This window comes from Streptomyces sp. MGP-BFMKR1 (assembly GCF_057766585.1).
Window position 1 is genome coordinate 905,746 of sequence record NZ_CM173408.1, and the last position, 14,545, is coordinate 920,290.

The 14,545-nt window shown below is 73.5% G+C and carries 15 protein-coding genes; 4 read left to right on the forward strand and 11 right to left on the reverse strand.

The window, feature by feature from the left end; all coding sequences use genetic code 11:
- Window positions 1-30: 30 nt before the first annotated feature.
- The 3 genes from AC3CHW_RS03175 to AC3CHW_RS03185 form a co-directional block, all read right to left on the reverse strand.
- Window positions 31-672, reverse strand: coding sequence for an SMI1/KNR4 family protein (locus tag AC3CHW_RS03175; RefSeq protein WP_488469485.1), 642 nt, complete (start codon window positions 670-672; stop codon window positions 31-33).
- Between the two features lie 55 nt (window positions 673-727).
- Window positions 728-1,192, reverse strand: a complete 465-nt coding sequence (locus AC3CHW_RS03180; protein WP_488469486.1) for a hypothetical protein — start codon at window positions 1,190-1,192, stop codon at window positions 728-730.
- 170 nt (window positions 1,193-1,362) lie between these two features.
- On the reverse strand, window positions 1,363-1,836 hold the full coding sequence (locus tag AC3CHW_RS03185; RefSeq protein WP_488469487.1) for a MarR family winged helix-turn-helix transcriptional regulator: 474 nt from the start codon (window positions 1,834-1,836) through the stop codon (window positions 1,363-1,365).
- Window positions 1,837-1,909: 73 nt separating this feature from the next.
- Here AC3CHW_RS03185 and AC3CHW_RS03190 point away from each other — a divergent pair, with 73 nt between their 5' ends.
- Window positions 1,910-2,284 carry a cupin domain-containing protein gene (locus AC3CHW_RS03190; protein WP_488469488.1) on the forward strand — a complete coding sequence of 125 codons (375 nt, stop codon included), beginning with the start codon at window positions 1,910-1,912 and terminating at the stop codon, window positions 2,282-2,284.
- Between the two features lie 71 nt (window positions 2,285-2,355).
- On the opposite strand, the gene AC3CHW_RS03195 is transcribed toward AC3CHW_RS03190, so the two are convergent.
- From AC3CHW_RS03195 to AC3CHW_RS03220, 6 genes are all read right to left on the reverse strand, one after another.
- Window positions 2,356-2,823, reverse strand: a complete 468-nt coding sequence (locus AC3CHW_RS03195; protein ID WP_381157963.1) for a hypothetical protein — start codon at window positions 2,821-2,823, stop codon at window positions 2,356-2,358.
- A gap of 209 nt (window positions 2,824-3,032) precedes the next feature.
- Window positions 3,033-3,971 carry a cyclase family protein gene (locus AC3CHW_RS03200; RefSeq protein WP_488469489.1) on the reverse strand — a complete coding sequence of 313 codons (939 nt, stop codon included), beginning with the start codon at window positions 3,969-3,971 and terminating at the stop codon, window positions 3,033-3,035.
- A 116-nt stretch (window positions 3,972-4,087) separates the two neighbouring features.
- A complete protein-coding gene (locus tag AC3CHW_RS03205; protein WP_488469490.1) occupies window positions 4,088-5,596 on the reverse strand; it encodes a carboxylesterase/lipase family protein in 1,509 nt (502 codons plus the stop codon).
- Window positions 5,597-5,861: 265 nt separating this feature from the next.
- Entirely contained in the window at window positions 5,862-6,452 is a 591-nt protein-coding gene (locus tag AC3CHW_RS03210; RefSeq protein WP_488469491.1) for a hemerythrin domain-containing protein, read from the reverse strand.
- A gap of 14 nt (window positions 6,453-6,466) precedes the next feature.
- Window positions 6,467-7,669 carry a hypothetical protein gene (locus AC3CHW_RS03215; RefSeq protein WP_398606930.1) on the reverse strand — a complete coding sequence of 401 codons (1,203 nt, stop codon included), beginning with the start codon at window positions 7,667-7,669 and terminating at the stop codon, window positions 6,467-6,469.
- A gap of 377 nt (window positions 7,670-8,046) precedes the next feature.
- Window positions 8,047-9,705, reverse strand: a complete 1,659-nt coding sequence (locus AC3CHW_RS03220; protein ID WP_398606929.1) for a catalase — start codon at window positions 9,703-9,705, stop codon at window positions 8,047-8,049.
- Window positions 9,706-10,333: 628 nt separating this feature from the next.
- Here AC3CHW_RS03220 and AC3CHW_RS03225 point away from each other — a divergent pair.
- The 3 genes from AC3CHW_RS03225 (at window position 10,334) to AC3CHW_RS03235 (ending at window position 11,297) form a co-directional block, all read left to right on the forward strand.
- Window positions 10,334-10,723, forward strand: coding sequence for a hypothetical protein (locus AC3CHW_RS03225; protein WP_459246403.1), 390 nt, complete (start codon window positions 10,334-10,336; stop codon window positions 10,721-10,723).
- 57 nt (window positions 10,724-10,780) lie between these two features.
- The gene (locus AC3CHW_RS03230) at window positions 10,781-10,957 is read left to right on the forward strand and encodes a hypothetical protein (RefSeq protein ID WP_176165140.1); all 177 of its coding nucleotides are present in this window, start codon (window positions 10,781-10,783) and stop codon (window positions 10,955-10,957) included.
- A gap of 139 nt (window positions 10,958-11,096) precedes the next feature.
- Window positions 11,097-11,297 carry a hypothetical protein gene (locus AC3CHW_RS03235; protein ID WP_398606927.1) on the forward strand — a complete coding sequence of 67 codons (201 nt, stop codon included), beginning with the start codon at window positions 11,097-11,099 and terminating at the stop codon, window positions 11,295-11,297.
- A 120-nt stretch (window positions 11,298-11,417) separates the two neighbouring features.
- Here the strand turns inward: AC3CHW_RS03235 and secD are convergent, their stop codons facing one another.
- Together secD and AC3CHW_RS03245 are read right to left on the reverse strand one after the other, a co-directional pair.
- Window positions 11,418-13,853, reverse strand: a complete 2,436-nt coding sequence (secD, locus tag AC3CHW_RS03240) for a protein translocase subunit SecD (RefSeq protein ID WP_488469492.1) — start codon at window positions 13,851-13,853, stop codon at window positions 11,418-11,420.
- 75 nt (window positions 13,854-13,928) lie between these two features.
- Window positions 13,929-14,516, reverse strand: a complete 588-nt coding sequence (locus AC3CHW_RS03245) for a hypothetical protein (RefSeq protein WP_488469493.1) — start codon at window positions 14,514-14,516, stop codon at window positions 13,929-13,931.
- Window positions 14,517-14,545: the final 29 nt, after the last annotated feature.

The window sequence follows — 14,545 nt, forward strand, 5'->3', positions numbered from 1 at the left end:
CCCGGTCCGCCGCGCGGGCCCGTCCCCGCGTCAGTGGACGGGCCGCCAGTGCTCCAGCGCGTCGTCGAGCAACGGCGCCTCGGGGTCGTCCCAGACGAGGCAGCCCCACACCAGGCCGGGCACGTCCGGGCCCATGGCGTCGGCCGGCCCCTCGGTGAGCGTGCGGTGCACGGCGTCGAGGTAGCCGGCGATCGACGGGTAGCTGGGCGGCCCGAAGCCCAGGTCGTCGGGGAGCGACCAGGAGCCGACGCCGGCCCCGCCCACGTAGTGCCCGGACTCCGGGCCCGCCTCGTCGCGGGTCAGCCACGGCACCACCGGGGCGCCCCACACGTCGCGACGCCCGACCTCGGGCAGTCGCGGCCCGAGCGCCTCCGCCGGGCCCAGCAGAATCCCACCCGGCAGGAACGCCCCCGAACCGACTTCGCCCTCCTCCTCGTTGGCCTCGATGTACTGGTGCTCCACACCACCGCACAGCCGCCACAGCTCGGCCAGCTCCGCGGGGAGCCCGAAGTCCGCGTGCCGCCTCAGTTGGGCGTCGGCGGCCTCGATGGCCCGCTCCGGGGCGGGCGGGAGCAGCGACGCGTACGAGAGCGGGGCGTGCGCCTGCAGCCAGGCGGTGAGACGGCCCCAGGCCGCCGCGGTGTTCTGGTGGTTGCTCATCCCGTCAGTCACCACGGCATCCTCCCCCACACCCGCTCGGCGAGGGCGGGTCAGCCCCGGGCGCCCGTCACCGGCCTCTGGCCAGTCGGGGGCTGAGCAGGTCGATGACCTCGTCCACGGCACCGAGCTTCCGGGACTGGTCGGTGGTGATGGTGTGCCCACCATGCGTGAGCCGGTACACGTACCGGTCGCCGCCGATCTCGCTGACGCTGCGCCGCGGCAGGTCGGCGAACCCGACCTGCCGCAGCAGGGCCCGCAGCCGGCTCAGTTCCGGGCCGGTGAGCCGGCCCTGGCCGCCGCGCGCGCCCTGGTGCTCGGTGCGCAGGGCGCCGTCGTCGTACACGGTGACCTGGTCCCAGCGGCCCGCGAAGCCACCCTCCCGGTGCAGGGAGACGAGTCCCCCGGAGCCGGCGGGCTCGTCCGCCAGGGCGCCGCAACCGCTCGCTGACACCGTGAGCAGCGCGGTGGCGATCAGGACGAAGAGCCAACGGAAGGGCGCGCTTCCGGTCACGCGGGCGGTGGGTCGTCTCACGACAGCTCCTCAACCATGTGGTCCAGCGCGTCCGACACCGCGTCACCGCCCGGGTGGGGGCGCCTCCCGGGCCGTGTCCGCTGCGCGGTGGTGCGTCGTCCGCATCGTACGGTCCTGGTGCGGCGGTGCGGGGCGGTTGGCGTGAAGGCGTGCCGACCGCCGCGCGGCCGTCACCAGATGGGACGCAGGGGCGGGATCGAGTCGCCGGCCGTGACCCGGATGATGGCCGCGAGTTCGGCGCGCGGAACGCGCAGGCCCACCTCGTGGAGCCGCTCGGCCAGTTGCGCTTCCTGCTCGTGCAGGATCCTTCCGGCCACCGTCAGATGCTCCCGCGCCCTCGCCGTCAGCACGACGAGCTTGCGTCGCCCGCCGGCGGGGTGCGGCTGGCGCTCGACGTACCCCCGCCGCTCCAGGTCGTCGATGATCTGGCCGGCCGCCTGCTTGGTGACCCCGAGTCGCTCGGCCAGTTCGCTGCTCGTGGCGCCGGCTCCGCGCAGCGCCTGGAAGACGAGGCCGTGCATGGGGCGAAGGTCGGCGTAGCCGGCCGCTTCCACGCGGCTCACGAACTCGGAGAGGACCAGTTGGAAGGCCATCCCGAGCAGGAAGGTCAGCTCGGTGGGTTCGCCTGGGTCGTGAGTCTCCATCGACGCATCTTGACACACGCGTGTAAAGCTCCTTTACTCGATGCGAGTAAAGGCCCTTTACACAGGAGGTTCCATGTACGTGGTCAGTGAGAGCGAACAGCGGACGACCCACACACCCAGCGGCGCGATGTTCGCCCTGGCGGGCCCCAGTCAGGGCAGTGCCGAGGTCAGCACCTGGCGCGTGGCGCTCGACGCGGACGCCTCCACCCCGGAGCACGCCGTCGACCGCGAACAGGTCTGGATGCCGCTGTCGGGCACGTTCGAGGCCGAGGTGGGCGGCAGGACCGAACAGGTCGGGGCGGGCCAGGCGCTCGTCCTCGGCGCCGGCGCGGTGCGGCGGCTCAGGGCCGTCGGCGGCCCGGCGCAGGCCCTGGTCGCCATGGTCGTCGGCGGCCAGGCCACGGTGCCGGGCGGCGACGAGAAGATCCCGCTCCCCTGGGCGCGGTGACCGCGCCCTCCCGGCCGGGCCGCACGGTGTGCCGGATGCCCGCCCTCACGGCCGGCCCCCGCGCCCCGCCGTCAGGTGTCGTCCGTGGTCGTCGGCATGCCCGAGGCGCGGGCGATGTTCTCCACTTCCCGCTGGTCGAGGGCGCGCTGGCGCTGCTGGGCGTCGAGGCGGTCGCGCATGGCGCGCAGGCGTTCGGGGTCCGCGGCGACGTCGGGGGGCACCAACGACATGGCGCCCTTGGCGTGTTCGCCGTCGCCGAGCTGGGCCACCACGTGGTCGGCGCGGTCCTCGTGGCCGGGTTCGAGCGCCCCGATCAACCCCATGAGGTTGAGCAACTCCTGCTGCATGGCCTGGGTGAACAGCTCCTTCTCCGGGCCGTCCAGGCTGAGCCGGATGGTGCCGCCACCGTGCTCGGCCCACATCCGGATCACCTCCATGAGGAGGTCGAACTGTTCCTTGGGCATGCGGGCGCGGAGCGTGTCCACGTAGAGCCGGTAGCGCGCCAACGCCACCTCGTGCGGGTCCTCCTGGTCCGCCACGACCGTCCCTCCTTCCAGCACCGTGCGGGGTACCGCGCCCTCCGGGCCCCGGGCCGATGCCGTCCTCGACGTCTCCCGACCGTACGGCACGACGTGCGGCACGGGTGCGGATTCGGGGGATTCAGGGGGATCGGTCACCGGGGCCCCGGAGGTGCGGCGGGCGGGCCCGGTGCGAGGGCCCGCCGTGGCTCGGGTCGGGTCAGCGGTCGTCAGCGGTCCGCGTCGAGCAGGGCGTAGGCGCGTACCGGGAAGGTGCCCATGCCCTCGACGGGCGGCGGCACGGCGTGGAAGCGGAAGCCGCGCGGGGGCAGGTGTTCCAGGCCGCGCAGGTGCTCCACGATGGGGATGCCAGCCGCCAGCAGCGCGGTGTGCGCGGGGCGGGCGCCGTCGTCCGTGTCGTCGATGTTGAGGGAGTCGATGCCGACGAGAGCGGCCCCCTGTGCGACCAGCCAGTCGGCGGCTGCCGCGGTGAGGAACGGGTGACCGCTCCCGTACTCCTCGGTGCCCCAGTGCCGCGCCCAGCCGGTGTGGATCAGCACGGCCCGGCCCGCGACGTCGTGCGGCAGCAGCGACTCGCGGTCCAGCGCGCGCCCTTCGTGGCCCGTCACCCGCACGACCACCCCGTCCAGGTCGGTCAGCTTCTCCAGCGGCAGGCCGGCGAGGTCGGAACCGTCGGGGAAGCGGTGGAACGGGCTGTCGAGATAGGTGCCGGTGTTGGAGACCATCGTGATGCGGCCGATGGCGAACTCGGTTCCGGGCGCGTAGTGGTCGCGCGACGCCCGCCGCGAGAGGTGGTCGCCGATCTCGGGTCCCGGCAGGCCGGGGTAGGTGGTCATGCCGTGCCGGACGGTGTGGCTGAGTTCCACGAACCGACGCTCCCCGGCCCGGCCCGCACCCGTGGCCCCGCGCGCGTCGGCCGCGGTCCGCAACCCCCGGTGCGGCTCGCGCACCGCCTCGCGTCCGCTGATCCGCACCTCGGCCACCATCAGGAGGCCGAGTTCGCCGACGAACAGGTCAGCCAGCGCCCGGTCGTCGATGTCCGGCGCCGGGACGTCCAACAGGAAGCCCCGCGTCTGGAGGCCGCCCCCGTTACCGAAGGTCACCTCGGCGTCGAACCGTACTCGCCACTGCTCAGCGCTCTCATCCATGATCCGATCCTCCGTGCGGGGCGGCGCGCGGACAAGCGTGTTTCCGATACCCGCCACCGCACCGGCCGCGTCCGAGCCGGTGGGCGCGGCGGCGCCCACCGGCTCGGCTCCCTCTTTCAGCGCCGGCCCGCCCAGAGTTCGCGCGCGTCCGCGGCGGGGTCATCGCACACGGCGGGCGCGGCGTCGCCCAGGAGCATGACCGACCGCCGCTCCCCGTACGCGGGCCAGGACGGCGCCGCGTCACCGCTGGTCACGGCGTCGGGGCGGCCGGTGCGGGCGAAGGAGGTCCACGCCGCGCGCATCCGGTCGGAGAGGTCGCGCGGGGCGTCGGGCCCGACGAGCGGGTCGGTGAGGTTGCCGAAGACGAAGCCGATCTCCGCCATGTGGCACGCCCCGAGCGCGCCGTCCATGGCGGGGGACGGCCGGGTGAACTCGTACACGAAGGTCTCCGCTCCCGAGGCGGCGCGGGCCTCGGCGACGCGGACGGCGGGGACGCGGTAGGCGTGGTCGGTCATGGCGGCCGAGAACAGGTCACCGGGGCAGGCCCCGGGCCGGGCGGCGGCGTAGACGGCGCGGGCGTGGTCGGGGTCGAGGCCGAAACCGGCGAGGAAGCCGTGCAGCACCCCGTCCGTGATGCGCGGCGTGATCCCCAGCGGGACGAGGAAGAGCCGGAACTCATCGGAGGTCGTTCCGGTGAGCACGTCGATGTCGCGGCCCGCGCCGGCGGCGATGGCGTCGATCGGCCGCTCGGGGAGGGTCACCCCGTCCACCACGGGCAGCACGGTGGTGCCGCCGCCCGCCGACTCGCCCCACCGCGCCGGGTCCGTGTCCTGCGCGATCTCCCGGCTGAGGGCGGCGTCGGCGGCGACGAGCCGCTCGGGCGGCACGCTGGCCAGCGCCTCGCGCGTCGGCGCCACCCCGGCCAGGGCGGCCAGCCGCTCGGTGACGCGCCGGGCGATGTGTTCCGGGTGGCTGTGGTGGCCGGCGCCGCTCTGCGTGATCACGCGGCGGAACAGCCCGCGGGCCCGGGGCATGGCCAGGAGGGCGGTGATGCTGATGGCGCCGGCCGACTGGCCGAAGACGGTGACGTTGTCGGGGTCGCCGCCGAAACCGGCGATGTTGTCCCGGACCCACTCCAGCGCGGCGATCTGGTCCAGGAGGCCCAGGTTGCTCGTACCGTCGGGCAGCAGCAGGAACCCCTCGGCGCCGAGCCGGTAGTTGAGGGTGACGCAGACGACGCCGTCCGCGGCGAGCCGCGCCCCGTCGTAGCTGGGCAGCGAGCCGGCGCCGTTGCGGAACGCGCCGCCGTGCACCCAGACCATGACCGGCAGCCCGCCCTCGGCCCGGCCCGGGGACGGCGTCCACACGTTGAGGCTCAGACAGTCCTCGCCCACCTCCCCCGCCTCCCCCAGCAGGCCGAGCAGCGCGGGGTGGTAGCCGGGCTGGGGCGCGGACGGGCCGGGGGCGAACGCGTCGCGCACGCCCGACCACGGTTCGGGTGGCTGGGGTGGCCGCAGCCGGCGCGGCCCGAACGGCGGCGCCGCGTACGGGATGCCCGCGAAGGCCGCGACCCCTCCCTTCCGGCGTCCGCGTACCGAACCTGCGGTGGTGGGGATGACGTCCATGGGGCCCTCACGGAGGAGACTGGTGCTTGCCCCGCCATCCTCACCACGCGCTCGCCGACGGGCAACGCATTTACGCCGCTGACCAGGGCACATGCCCGGGCACGCGGCCCGTACGCCGGAGCGCGGGCCGGCCCGTGGGCCGAAAGCCGGGCCCCGTGGATCGGCTCGGTGACCGTGTGGCCCCGTGGGCGTGCCGCGGTGGGTCGCGCGGTGGCGCCCCGCCGTCCGAGCCGGGCGTGGCGCCACCGCGAAGCCGGCGCTCGGGTCAGCCGTCCTTGCCCATGGCCTTGCGTACGGCGTCCTTCGTGCGGTCCATCAGGGCCGCGACGGGCCCGAGGGCCATGTTGGCCGCTCGGGACTCGACGCCGGGGTGCGGGCGGGTCGGGGCCATGGCCTCGGCCGCCTTGACGCCCTTGGCCATGGAGGCCAGGCGCGCGGTGTCGGCGCTGCGGCGGATGTGGGTGAACTCGTACCGCTCCTCGGCCCTGGCGTGGGTCTGGACGCTCTCGCGGAGCACGCGCAGCCGGGGGAGGAATCCCGGGTCCTCGGTGTCCAGGTCCTCCAGGGCCGCCAGGCTCTCCTTGGCCTTGTGCTCCTCGGCCAGGCGCTCGTCGACGACCTCCTCGGCGCCGGGGAAGGCGCGGCGGGCGAAGGGGTGGACCACCTCCTCCTCGGCCGTCTCGTGCACGGCGAGCAGGCGTACCAGGCGCCGGAAGGCGTCCTTGCGGTCCTCCCCGGTCGACGCCTCGACCTCGTCGAAGAGGTTGCGGATGTCGCCGTGCTGACGCATCAGAAGCGACACCACGTCGGTGTCGGCGGCGTTGTCGCCGGCGTGCGGTGTGTGGGTGTGTGTCATGGCGGGGTCGTCCCTCACTGGTTCTCGGGCAGTGCGGCGACCGGGTGCTCGCCTTCGGTCTCCAGGCGGTACTGGCGGCCGAACACCTCCTGGTGCTGGTCCATGACCCGGTCGCTCGGCGCGGCCTCGCCCCCGTGGATCTGTGCCTGCATCTCCTCGAACCGCTCGTGTGCCTCACGGACGTACCCGGCGCCCAGGGTGGTGAGGTCGATCTGGGTGGCGAGCAGTTCCCGCAGGTAGCCCTTGTTCGGCTCGAAGGTGAGCACGTTGGGTAGCTCGGGGGCCAGCACCTCGGCCGGGTCACGGTTGTCGTGGCGACGCATCAGGTCGCAGGCGATGTGCAGGTGCTCCAGTTCCATGTTCAGGTGCAGCTCCCACAGCGCCTTGACCTTCGGGTCGCTCTCCTGCTCCATGAAGGAGTAGTACAGGTAGCACTCGTTGTACTCGTGGTTGACGAGCTGCTCCCACCACGTCTCGCCCGGGTCGACCAGCGACTCGTAGTGCGTGACGTGCTCCTCCTCGATGAGCCCGATCTCCTGGTAGAGCTGTCGGGCGATCGGCTCCATGTAGGTGGGGCCGGTGTTCATGTAGAAGTTCATCGTCTGCTGCTCGGCGGAGAGGATCGTCAGCGCGTGCAGCTTGGAGAGCGGGTCGGTGCGCGTGCGGTCGTAGGGGTCGCGGACGTTGTCCACCGGGTTGCGGTGGTGGAACCGGGTGGGCCGGCCCGGCATGACCTCCGTGAGGCCGTCGACGATCGCCTCGGCCTTGCGGTGCTCGATCATCTCGTACAGGTTCGCGTACCGGTACAGGTGGTCGAAGTCCTCCAGCACGCCGAACTGGTACGCCTGCTTCAGGTACGGGTCGGGCTCCATGCGTGCCACCCAGGCCGTCAGGTCCACGGCCACCTGCTCGTAGGCGATCGTCGTCTCCAACACCGACGACACCCCGGGGAGCAGCCAGTTGACCGCCTTCTGCTGCTGTGCCTCGACGTAGCGCGTCCGTGCCAGTTGCCGCTTGACCTCGGGGTCCTTCGTGTGGCGGGCCAACTGGTGGCTGAACATGATGGCCTCGACCTCGATGCCGTTCATGGTGATGACGCGGCAGCGGGTGTACGGGTCACAGTGGTCCGGGTCGATCGGTTCGACGTTCAGCTCGCGCCAGCTTCTGATCTGGCGATCCAGCGGGATTCCTCGATGCTCCAACGGGTTGAACGACACCTGGATCTCCTCGTGGTGTGGGGCGGAATCTCCGAAGTACCCGCGAATGCCCGGCGGAACCGGCGGAGTGTGGGGGGGACGCCGGGCCATCCTCGGTCTGGCCGACCACCCGGGCTCGCTGCCATGCCCTCGGGCCACGTGGGCGTCACTCGACCGGCCCGCGTCACCGCCTGGCCCACGACTGCCGCCGGCGTCGGCCCGAGGTGGGGCCGTCGAGCGCGCGGTGGCGGCCCTGGCATCGGTGGCCGGCCCCGGGGCGCGGTCCGGCGCGGACGCGTCCCGGGCGGTCGCCCTGGCCGGGTCGCCCCGGCCGGGCGGCGTGACGCCGCTGGCCCGCCCCGTCGCGGCACGGGGCGGGAGCGGCGGCTGGTTGGTGGTTACCGGGTGACCACGTGGCGCTCGTCGGGAACGCAGTGGGTCATGGTGAGCCCGGACACGTCGCGCGGCGGGTTGTCACCCAGCCGGCTCAGGCGTTCGCGGTCCTCGTCCGTCAGGCTCTGGCCGGGCAGCGTCTCCAGGTGGGTCACGTCGGAGGGCCCGATGCCCAGGCCCTTGCCCACCCGGAGGCCGAGGTCGTTCTCGACCAGCAGGAAGTGCCAGACCATGCGTTCCTGCACCCGGCGGTCGCACTGGGAGATGAGGTTGACGAAGTTGGTGACCAGGTCGTCGCGCTCCCAGTCCTCCAGCAGCAGGTAGCGCTGGCCGGCCTGCTGGTAGTCGTTGGCGAGCGGGATGCGCTTGCGGGTCAGCCGGCCCCTGATCTCCGGGCCCTGGTCGTCGTGGGTCGGGTACTGGCCCTCGTGCAGTCCGCCGGTGATCGACGGCTCGTAGTTGACCTCGGGGTTCGCGTTGGCCGCGCGGTTGTCGTAGGCCATCAACCCGTCCCGCTGGTTGGTGCGCACCTCCGTGTTCTTGGCCTGGTTGACCGGGAGTTGCAGGTAGTTGGGGCCGACGCGGTAGCGCTGGGTGTCGCTGTAGGAGAACGTCCGGCCGACGAGCATCTTGTCGTCGGAGAAGTCGAGGCCGTCGACGAGGACGCCGGTGCCGAAGGCGATCTGCTCGTTCTCCGCGTAGTAGTTGTCGACCGTGCGGTCGAGCACCAGCCGGCCGACGGGCTTGGGCGGGAAGAGCTGCTCCGGCCAGGTCTTGGTGTCGTCCAACGGGTCGAAGTCCAGCTCGGGGTGGTCGCCGTCGGCCATGATCTGCACGAGCAGTTCCCACTCGGGGTACTCGCCCCGGCGGATGGCCTCGTACAGGTCCTTCGTGGCGTGACCCAGCTCGCCCGCCTGGACGTTCGCCGCGTCCTCCTCGGTCATGCTGCGCACGCCCTGCTTGGGCATCCAGTGGTACTTGACGAGAACGGTCTGGCCCTCGGCGTCGACCCACTTGTAGGTGTTCACCCCGAAGCCCTGCATGTGCCGGTAGTCCGCCGGGATGCCGCGCGGGCTGAACAGGTTGACCAGCATGTGCATGCTCTCCGGCGTCTGCGACATGAAGTCGAAGATGCGGGCGGGCTTCTGCTCGTGGGAGACCGGGTCGGGCTTGAGGGCGTGGATGACGTCGGGGAACTTCACGGCGTCCCGGATGAAGAAGACGCCGAGGTTGTTGCCGACCAGGTCCCAGTTGCCGTCCTCGGTGTAGAACTTCACGGCGAAGCCGCGCGGGTCGCGGGCCGCCTCCGACGAGTCGCGACCGCCGATGACCGTGGAGAACCGCACGGCCACGTCGGTGCGCTTGCCGCGCTCCTGGAACAGCTTGGCCCGGGTGTACTGGCTGATCGGCTCGTCACCCCAGGCCCCGTACGCCTCGAAGTAGCCGTAGGAGGTCACGCCCCGGGCGTGCACGACGCGCTCCGGGATGCGCTCCCGGTCGAAGTGGCTGATCTTCTCCAGGAAGTGGTAGTTCTCCAGGGTGGCCGGGCCGCGGGCGCCCACCGTGCGCTGGTTCTGGTTGTCGTAGATCGGGTGGCCCTGCCGGTCGGTGAGTACCGTCTGGGGGTCGTCCTCGGGTGAACCCAAGCTGGAAACGTCGGTCATGCCATTGGCTCCTCGGCGAGTGTCCGTGCGCCCGTACGCCCGCGTGCCGGACGGCGTACGGGCACGGTGGTTCCGTTCCAGTACCCACTTCGTCCGCGATCGCGCAGCGGATGTGAGCCCGCGCGCCTGCCCGCGCGCGCAGGAGGCCGGCACCCGGCCCTGGGCTTACCGCAAGGCTGCGTCAGCGGGCCGGGGTCCGCATTCCGAGGACGCGCCGCCGATGGCCCGACCGGGGGGTGGGCGGAGGCGGTCGCACGGCCGGCGGAGGGTGGTACCGGCGGGCGCGGGCGCCGGGGGCCGCGCGGTCCGGAGGCGGGGGTACGGGCCGGTCGCGGCCGGCGACACGGGCCGCCACCTGCGATCACGGCGGGTGGCGGCAGGCGCGGCAGGTGGCGGTGCGCGGGGCGCCGGCGGGCGCCGGGGGCGCGGTCGCGGCGCGCCGGCAGCGGCCCGGCCGCGTGGCCTCGTACGGCGCGGCGGCGTGGGCCGCGTGCCGCAATCGGGTCACGGGGGTGGCGCCGGGCGCGGAGTGAGGGCGGTGAGCGGGGTACCCGGGGGTGACCGGACGCGCCGGCCGACGCATCCGAAAGCACGGCCGAAGCACGCGAAGCCAACGAAGGGACTGCCCATGGGAGAGACGAGAGGTCGGGAACCCGCGGCGGCGCTCGCCGTCGCGCACGGTGCCTTCAACGTCGTGGGAGGACTGTGGCCGCTGTTGCACCTGCGCAGCTTCGAACGGGTCTTCGGGCCGAAGCACGACCGGTGGCTCCAGCAGACGACGGGCGGCCTGCTGGTCTCGACCGGTCTCGCCCAGTTGGCGGCGGCCTCTACGCCGCAGGGCGCGGCCCACGCCCGCCGCGTCGGTCTCGGCACGGCCCTGACACTGCTGGCCATCGACCTCGTCTACGTACCGAAGGGGCGCATCCGGCCGACGTACCTGTGGGACGCCGCCATGGAGGCCGGGTGGATCACCGCCTGGCTCCGCACCCGCCCCGTGGGCCGCGACAGCGCCGGTTGACCACCGCCCGCACGGGACACCCCGATGAAGAACGACACCTTTCGATGGAGGCCGATCATGAGCGACCAGATCCCGTCCCAGGCAGAGGGCGAACGACAGGACGACATCGCGTCACCCGACGACCCGAACGCGCCCGACGGCCACAACGTCGCCCGGACGACGCCCTCGCAGGCCGAGGGCGAGGACCCTGACGCGGACGACTCCCCGGAGGATGACGGCCGCACCGGTCCGTGAGCGGCCCCGCCCCACGACGGTGCGCGCCGCGTGCCCCCGTCAGCCGGGGGCGCCTGGCCGTGGCCCGTGCCCGTACGGCGCGACCTGCGGCGTTTGTCCCCTGACCGGTGAGGGCACCCGGGGGCCGGAGGTGGTCGTAGTGCCGGAACCTGGAAGCAAGAAGTACGACACCCGGCGGGCGAGGCTGCGCAAGGACGCGGAGCGGTCGGGGATCTCCGACCAGGACGCCAACGAGGCGGCCAACGAGACCCTGCGACAGGACCCCGAGTACCGCAGCCGTGGCCCGCGCACCGAGCGGGGCCGGGGTCCCAAGGGCGAACGCCCCAAGGACACCGACTGACGCGCCCGCCGACGGCGCCGCGCGTCCGCGCGCAGGCCGGCGTCCGCGCGCCACGGATGGCGCGCGGGCGCCGGCCTCATGCCACGGCAGCCGCGCCGTCGGGCGCGTCCCGCGCCGGTCTCAGCGCGGCAGGCCGGCGCCCGGCCGGGTGCGGGTCGGCGCCTTGCGGGCGTCGGCGGGCTCGCGGTCGCCGGTGTTCCCGTCGCCGCCGGGCGTGCGGGAGGTGGACAGGCCGCGCGCCTGGAGTTCCACCGCGAGGGGGGCCGCGGTGAACATCGAGGAGTACGTGCCGACGGCCACGCCGATCAACAGCGCCAGGGCGAAGTCGGTCAGCGAGTCGCCGCCCACCAGGGCGAGCGTGGCCAGGATGCACAGGGCGCCCATGCCCGTGTTGACGGTCCGTGGCACCGTCTGGACCAGCGCGGTGTTGGTCGTGCGCGCGTACGGCTGCTCCGGATGGCTGGCCTGGAGCTGCCTGACCCGGTCGAAGATCACGACGGAGTCGTTCACCGAGTAGCCGATCACCGTCAGCAGCGCGGCCAGGAAGACCCCGTCGATGGGCTTGCCCATCCAGGCGAAGGCGCCCACCACGATGAGCGCGTCGTGCACCATCGCCACCACGGCCGAGAAGCCGAGTGCGAAGCGGAACCGGATGGCGAGGTAGAGCAACTGGGCTCCCACCGCCACCGCGAGGGCGATCAGCGCCCCGCGCCGCAGCTCCTCGCCCATGCTGGGCCCGATGAGTTCGTCGCGGACCTTCTCCACCTTCTCCCCCGCGAGGTCCCCGATCGCCTCGCCGACCCGCGCTTCCTCGGCGTTCGACATCCCACCGGTACGTACCGTCAGCTCGCCATCGCCCGACGCCTGCACGACGGCGCGCGGGAAGCCAACGTCGGCCACCGCGTCCCGGGCCCGGTCGACGTCCACCGGCTTGGTGGTCGCGTACTCCACGAGCCGGCCCCCGGTGAACTCCACGCCGAAGTCGAGGCCGCGCACCATGATGCCCGCCGTGGCCAGCACCATGGCCACCGCCGAGCCGGCGAGCCAGCGCCGCCGGCGACCCATCAGGTCCGGGTCGCGCCGGGTGAGGCGGGTGCGGACCGCGCCGATGTGGGCGATGCCGGTGATGGCCGGCCGGCGTCGCACCGCGCGCCGGGCCACCGCGAGGTCGGCCAGCGCGCGGGTGATCACCAGCGCGCTGACCATGGACGCCAGGACGCCGATGCCCAGCGTCACACCGAAGCCACGGACCGGGCCCGAGGCGAAGAGGAACAACAGCGCGGCGGCGATGAGCGTGGTGATGTTGGAGTCGGCGATGGCGCTCAGCGCCTCGCGGAAGCCGGCCGCCAGCGCGGAGCGCGGGGTCTTGCGTTGCCGTGTCGCGGACGCGTACTCCTCGCGGGCCCGCTCGAAGACCAGCACGTTGGCGTCCACGGCCATGCCGATCGCCAGCACGAAACCGGCGAGCCCGGGCAGCGTGAGGGTGGCGCCCAGCCCGACCAGGGCGGCGTAGGAGATGACTCCGTAGCAGGCCAGGGCGATGACCGCCAGGCCGCCCAGGAGGCGGTAGACCGCCATGATGAACAGGCCGGTCAGGGCGGTGCCGATGATGGCCGCCCGCGCGCTCGCCTCGATGGCGGCGGCCCCCAGGGTGGGGCCGACGGTGCGCTGTTCGACGGCCTCGACCGGCACCGGCAGGGCGCCGCCGTTGATGAGCAGCGCGAGTTCGCGGGCCTCCTTACGGTCGAAGTCCCCGGTGATCTGGGTCGAGCCCCCTGCGATGCCCTTGCCGCACTGGACACCGGGGTCCACCTGCGGGGACGAGATGACCTCGTCGTCCAAGACGATCGCCACCCGGCGGGCGGGGTCACCCGGAGCGGCGCAGGCGGCCTCGCCGGTCAGGTCGGCCCACTTGCCCTTGCCTCCCTTGTGGAAGTCGACGCTGACGAACCAGCCGAGGCCCTGCTGCGGTTCGATGCGCGCCTCGGCCTCGGCGACCTCGCCCCCGTTCAGCGACGACGGGCCCAGCCGCAGCGGCCTGCCCTCCTCGTCGGGCAACACCAGCTCACGCCCGCTCTTGCCCGCCTCGTCGGCCTGCCCAGCCTTGTCCGTCTTGTCCGGCTTGTCCGGCCTACCTGACGCACCTGGCTCACCCGACTCGCCCGGCTTGCCCTTTTCACCCTTCTTGCCCGGCCGGTCCACGGCGTCGGGTGGTGCCTCGCCGAGTACGGGATGGAAGGCCAGTTGGGCGGTGCGGCCCAGGACGTCGGCGGCCTCGCGCGGGTCCTGCACGCCGGGCAACTCGACGATGATGCGTTGGTCGCCGGAGCGGGTGAGGGTGGGTTCGGTGATGCCGAGCGCGTCCACGCGGCGGCGCAGTACCTCCAACGTCCGGTCGGTGGCCTCGGAGTCGGCCGTTGCGGTGGGTGTGTCACGGGTTTCGAGCACGATCTGCGTGCCACCCCGTAGGTCGAGGCCGAGACGGGCGGGCACGGTCACGGCGATGTAGAGCGACAAAGCGACGATGGCGAGGGCGAGCAGGGCCCGCACTCGCATGGAGCGCGTCAAAGGATGCCTCCGGCAGGCATGCCGCGGCCGCGCGAGGCGGCGCGGAAAGGAAAGGGGAAAGGGTCAGCTGCCGAGTGGCGGCGGCGGTGCCCGTCCGGAGTAGGGGGTGAGGTGACGCGTGTCGGGGGCGGTGTACGGCGCCGTCGGCGGCGCACGCCAGCCGACGGGCGGGGTGAACACCACCGGAACCGGCAGCAGCGTGGCGCCCGGGGGCGCCGCGGCGTGCCGGGTGCCGGAGTGGTCCGCGTACAGCCGCGGCCAGGTGCCGCTGGGCCGGCCGTGCGGCCCGTGCACCTCCGGCCCCGGCCCACGGGTCTGGTCCGCGTCGCGCCCCACGGCGGCCGGCCCGGCGGTGTGACCAGCGGGGGCGGGGCCGCCCGGGTTGGTGGCGCCCGGGTTGGTGGCGCCGGGGTTGGTGGCGCCGGGTGGCGCGGGGGTCTCGACCGCGCCGGGTGAGCCCGTCGCGGCGACGGCCTGCGTCGTGAAGGGCGCGGACGACAGCGCGGCGGAGGCGTACGCGGGCTGGGAGGCCGACGACAGCAGGCCGAGGACGCCGACGAGGACGGCGACGACGGCCGCCGTCAGCGCCCGCGCCCGGTCCGCGCCGGCGCCCACCGGGCGGCGCGAGACGGCTGCCGTACGCCGTGCCATGCCGCCTCCCCTTCCGTCGGGCCCACCCG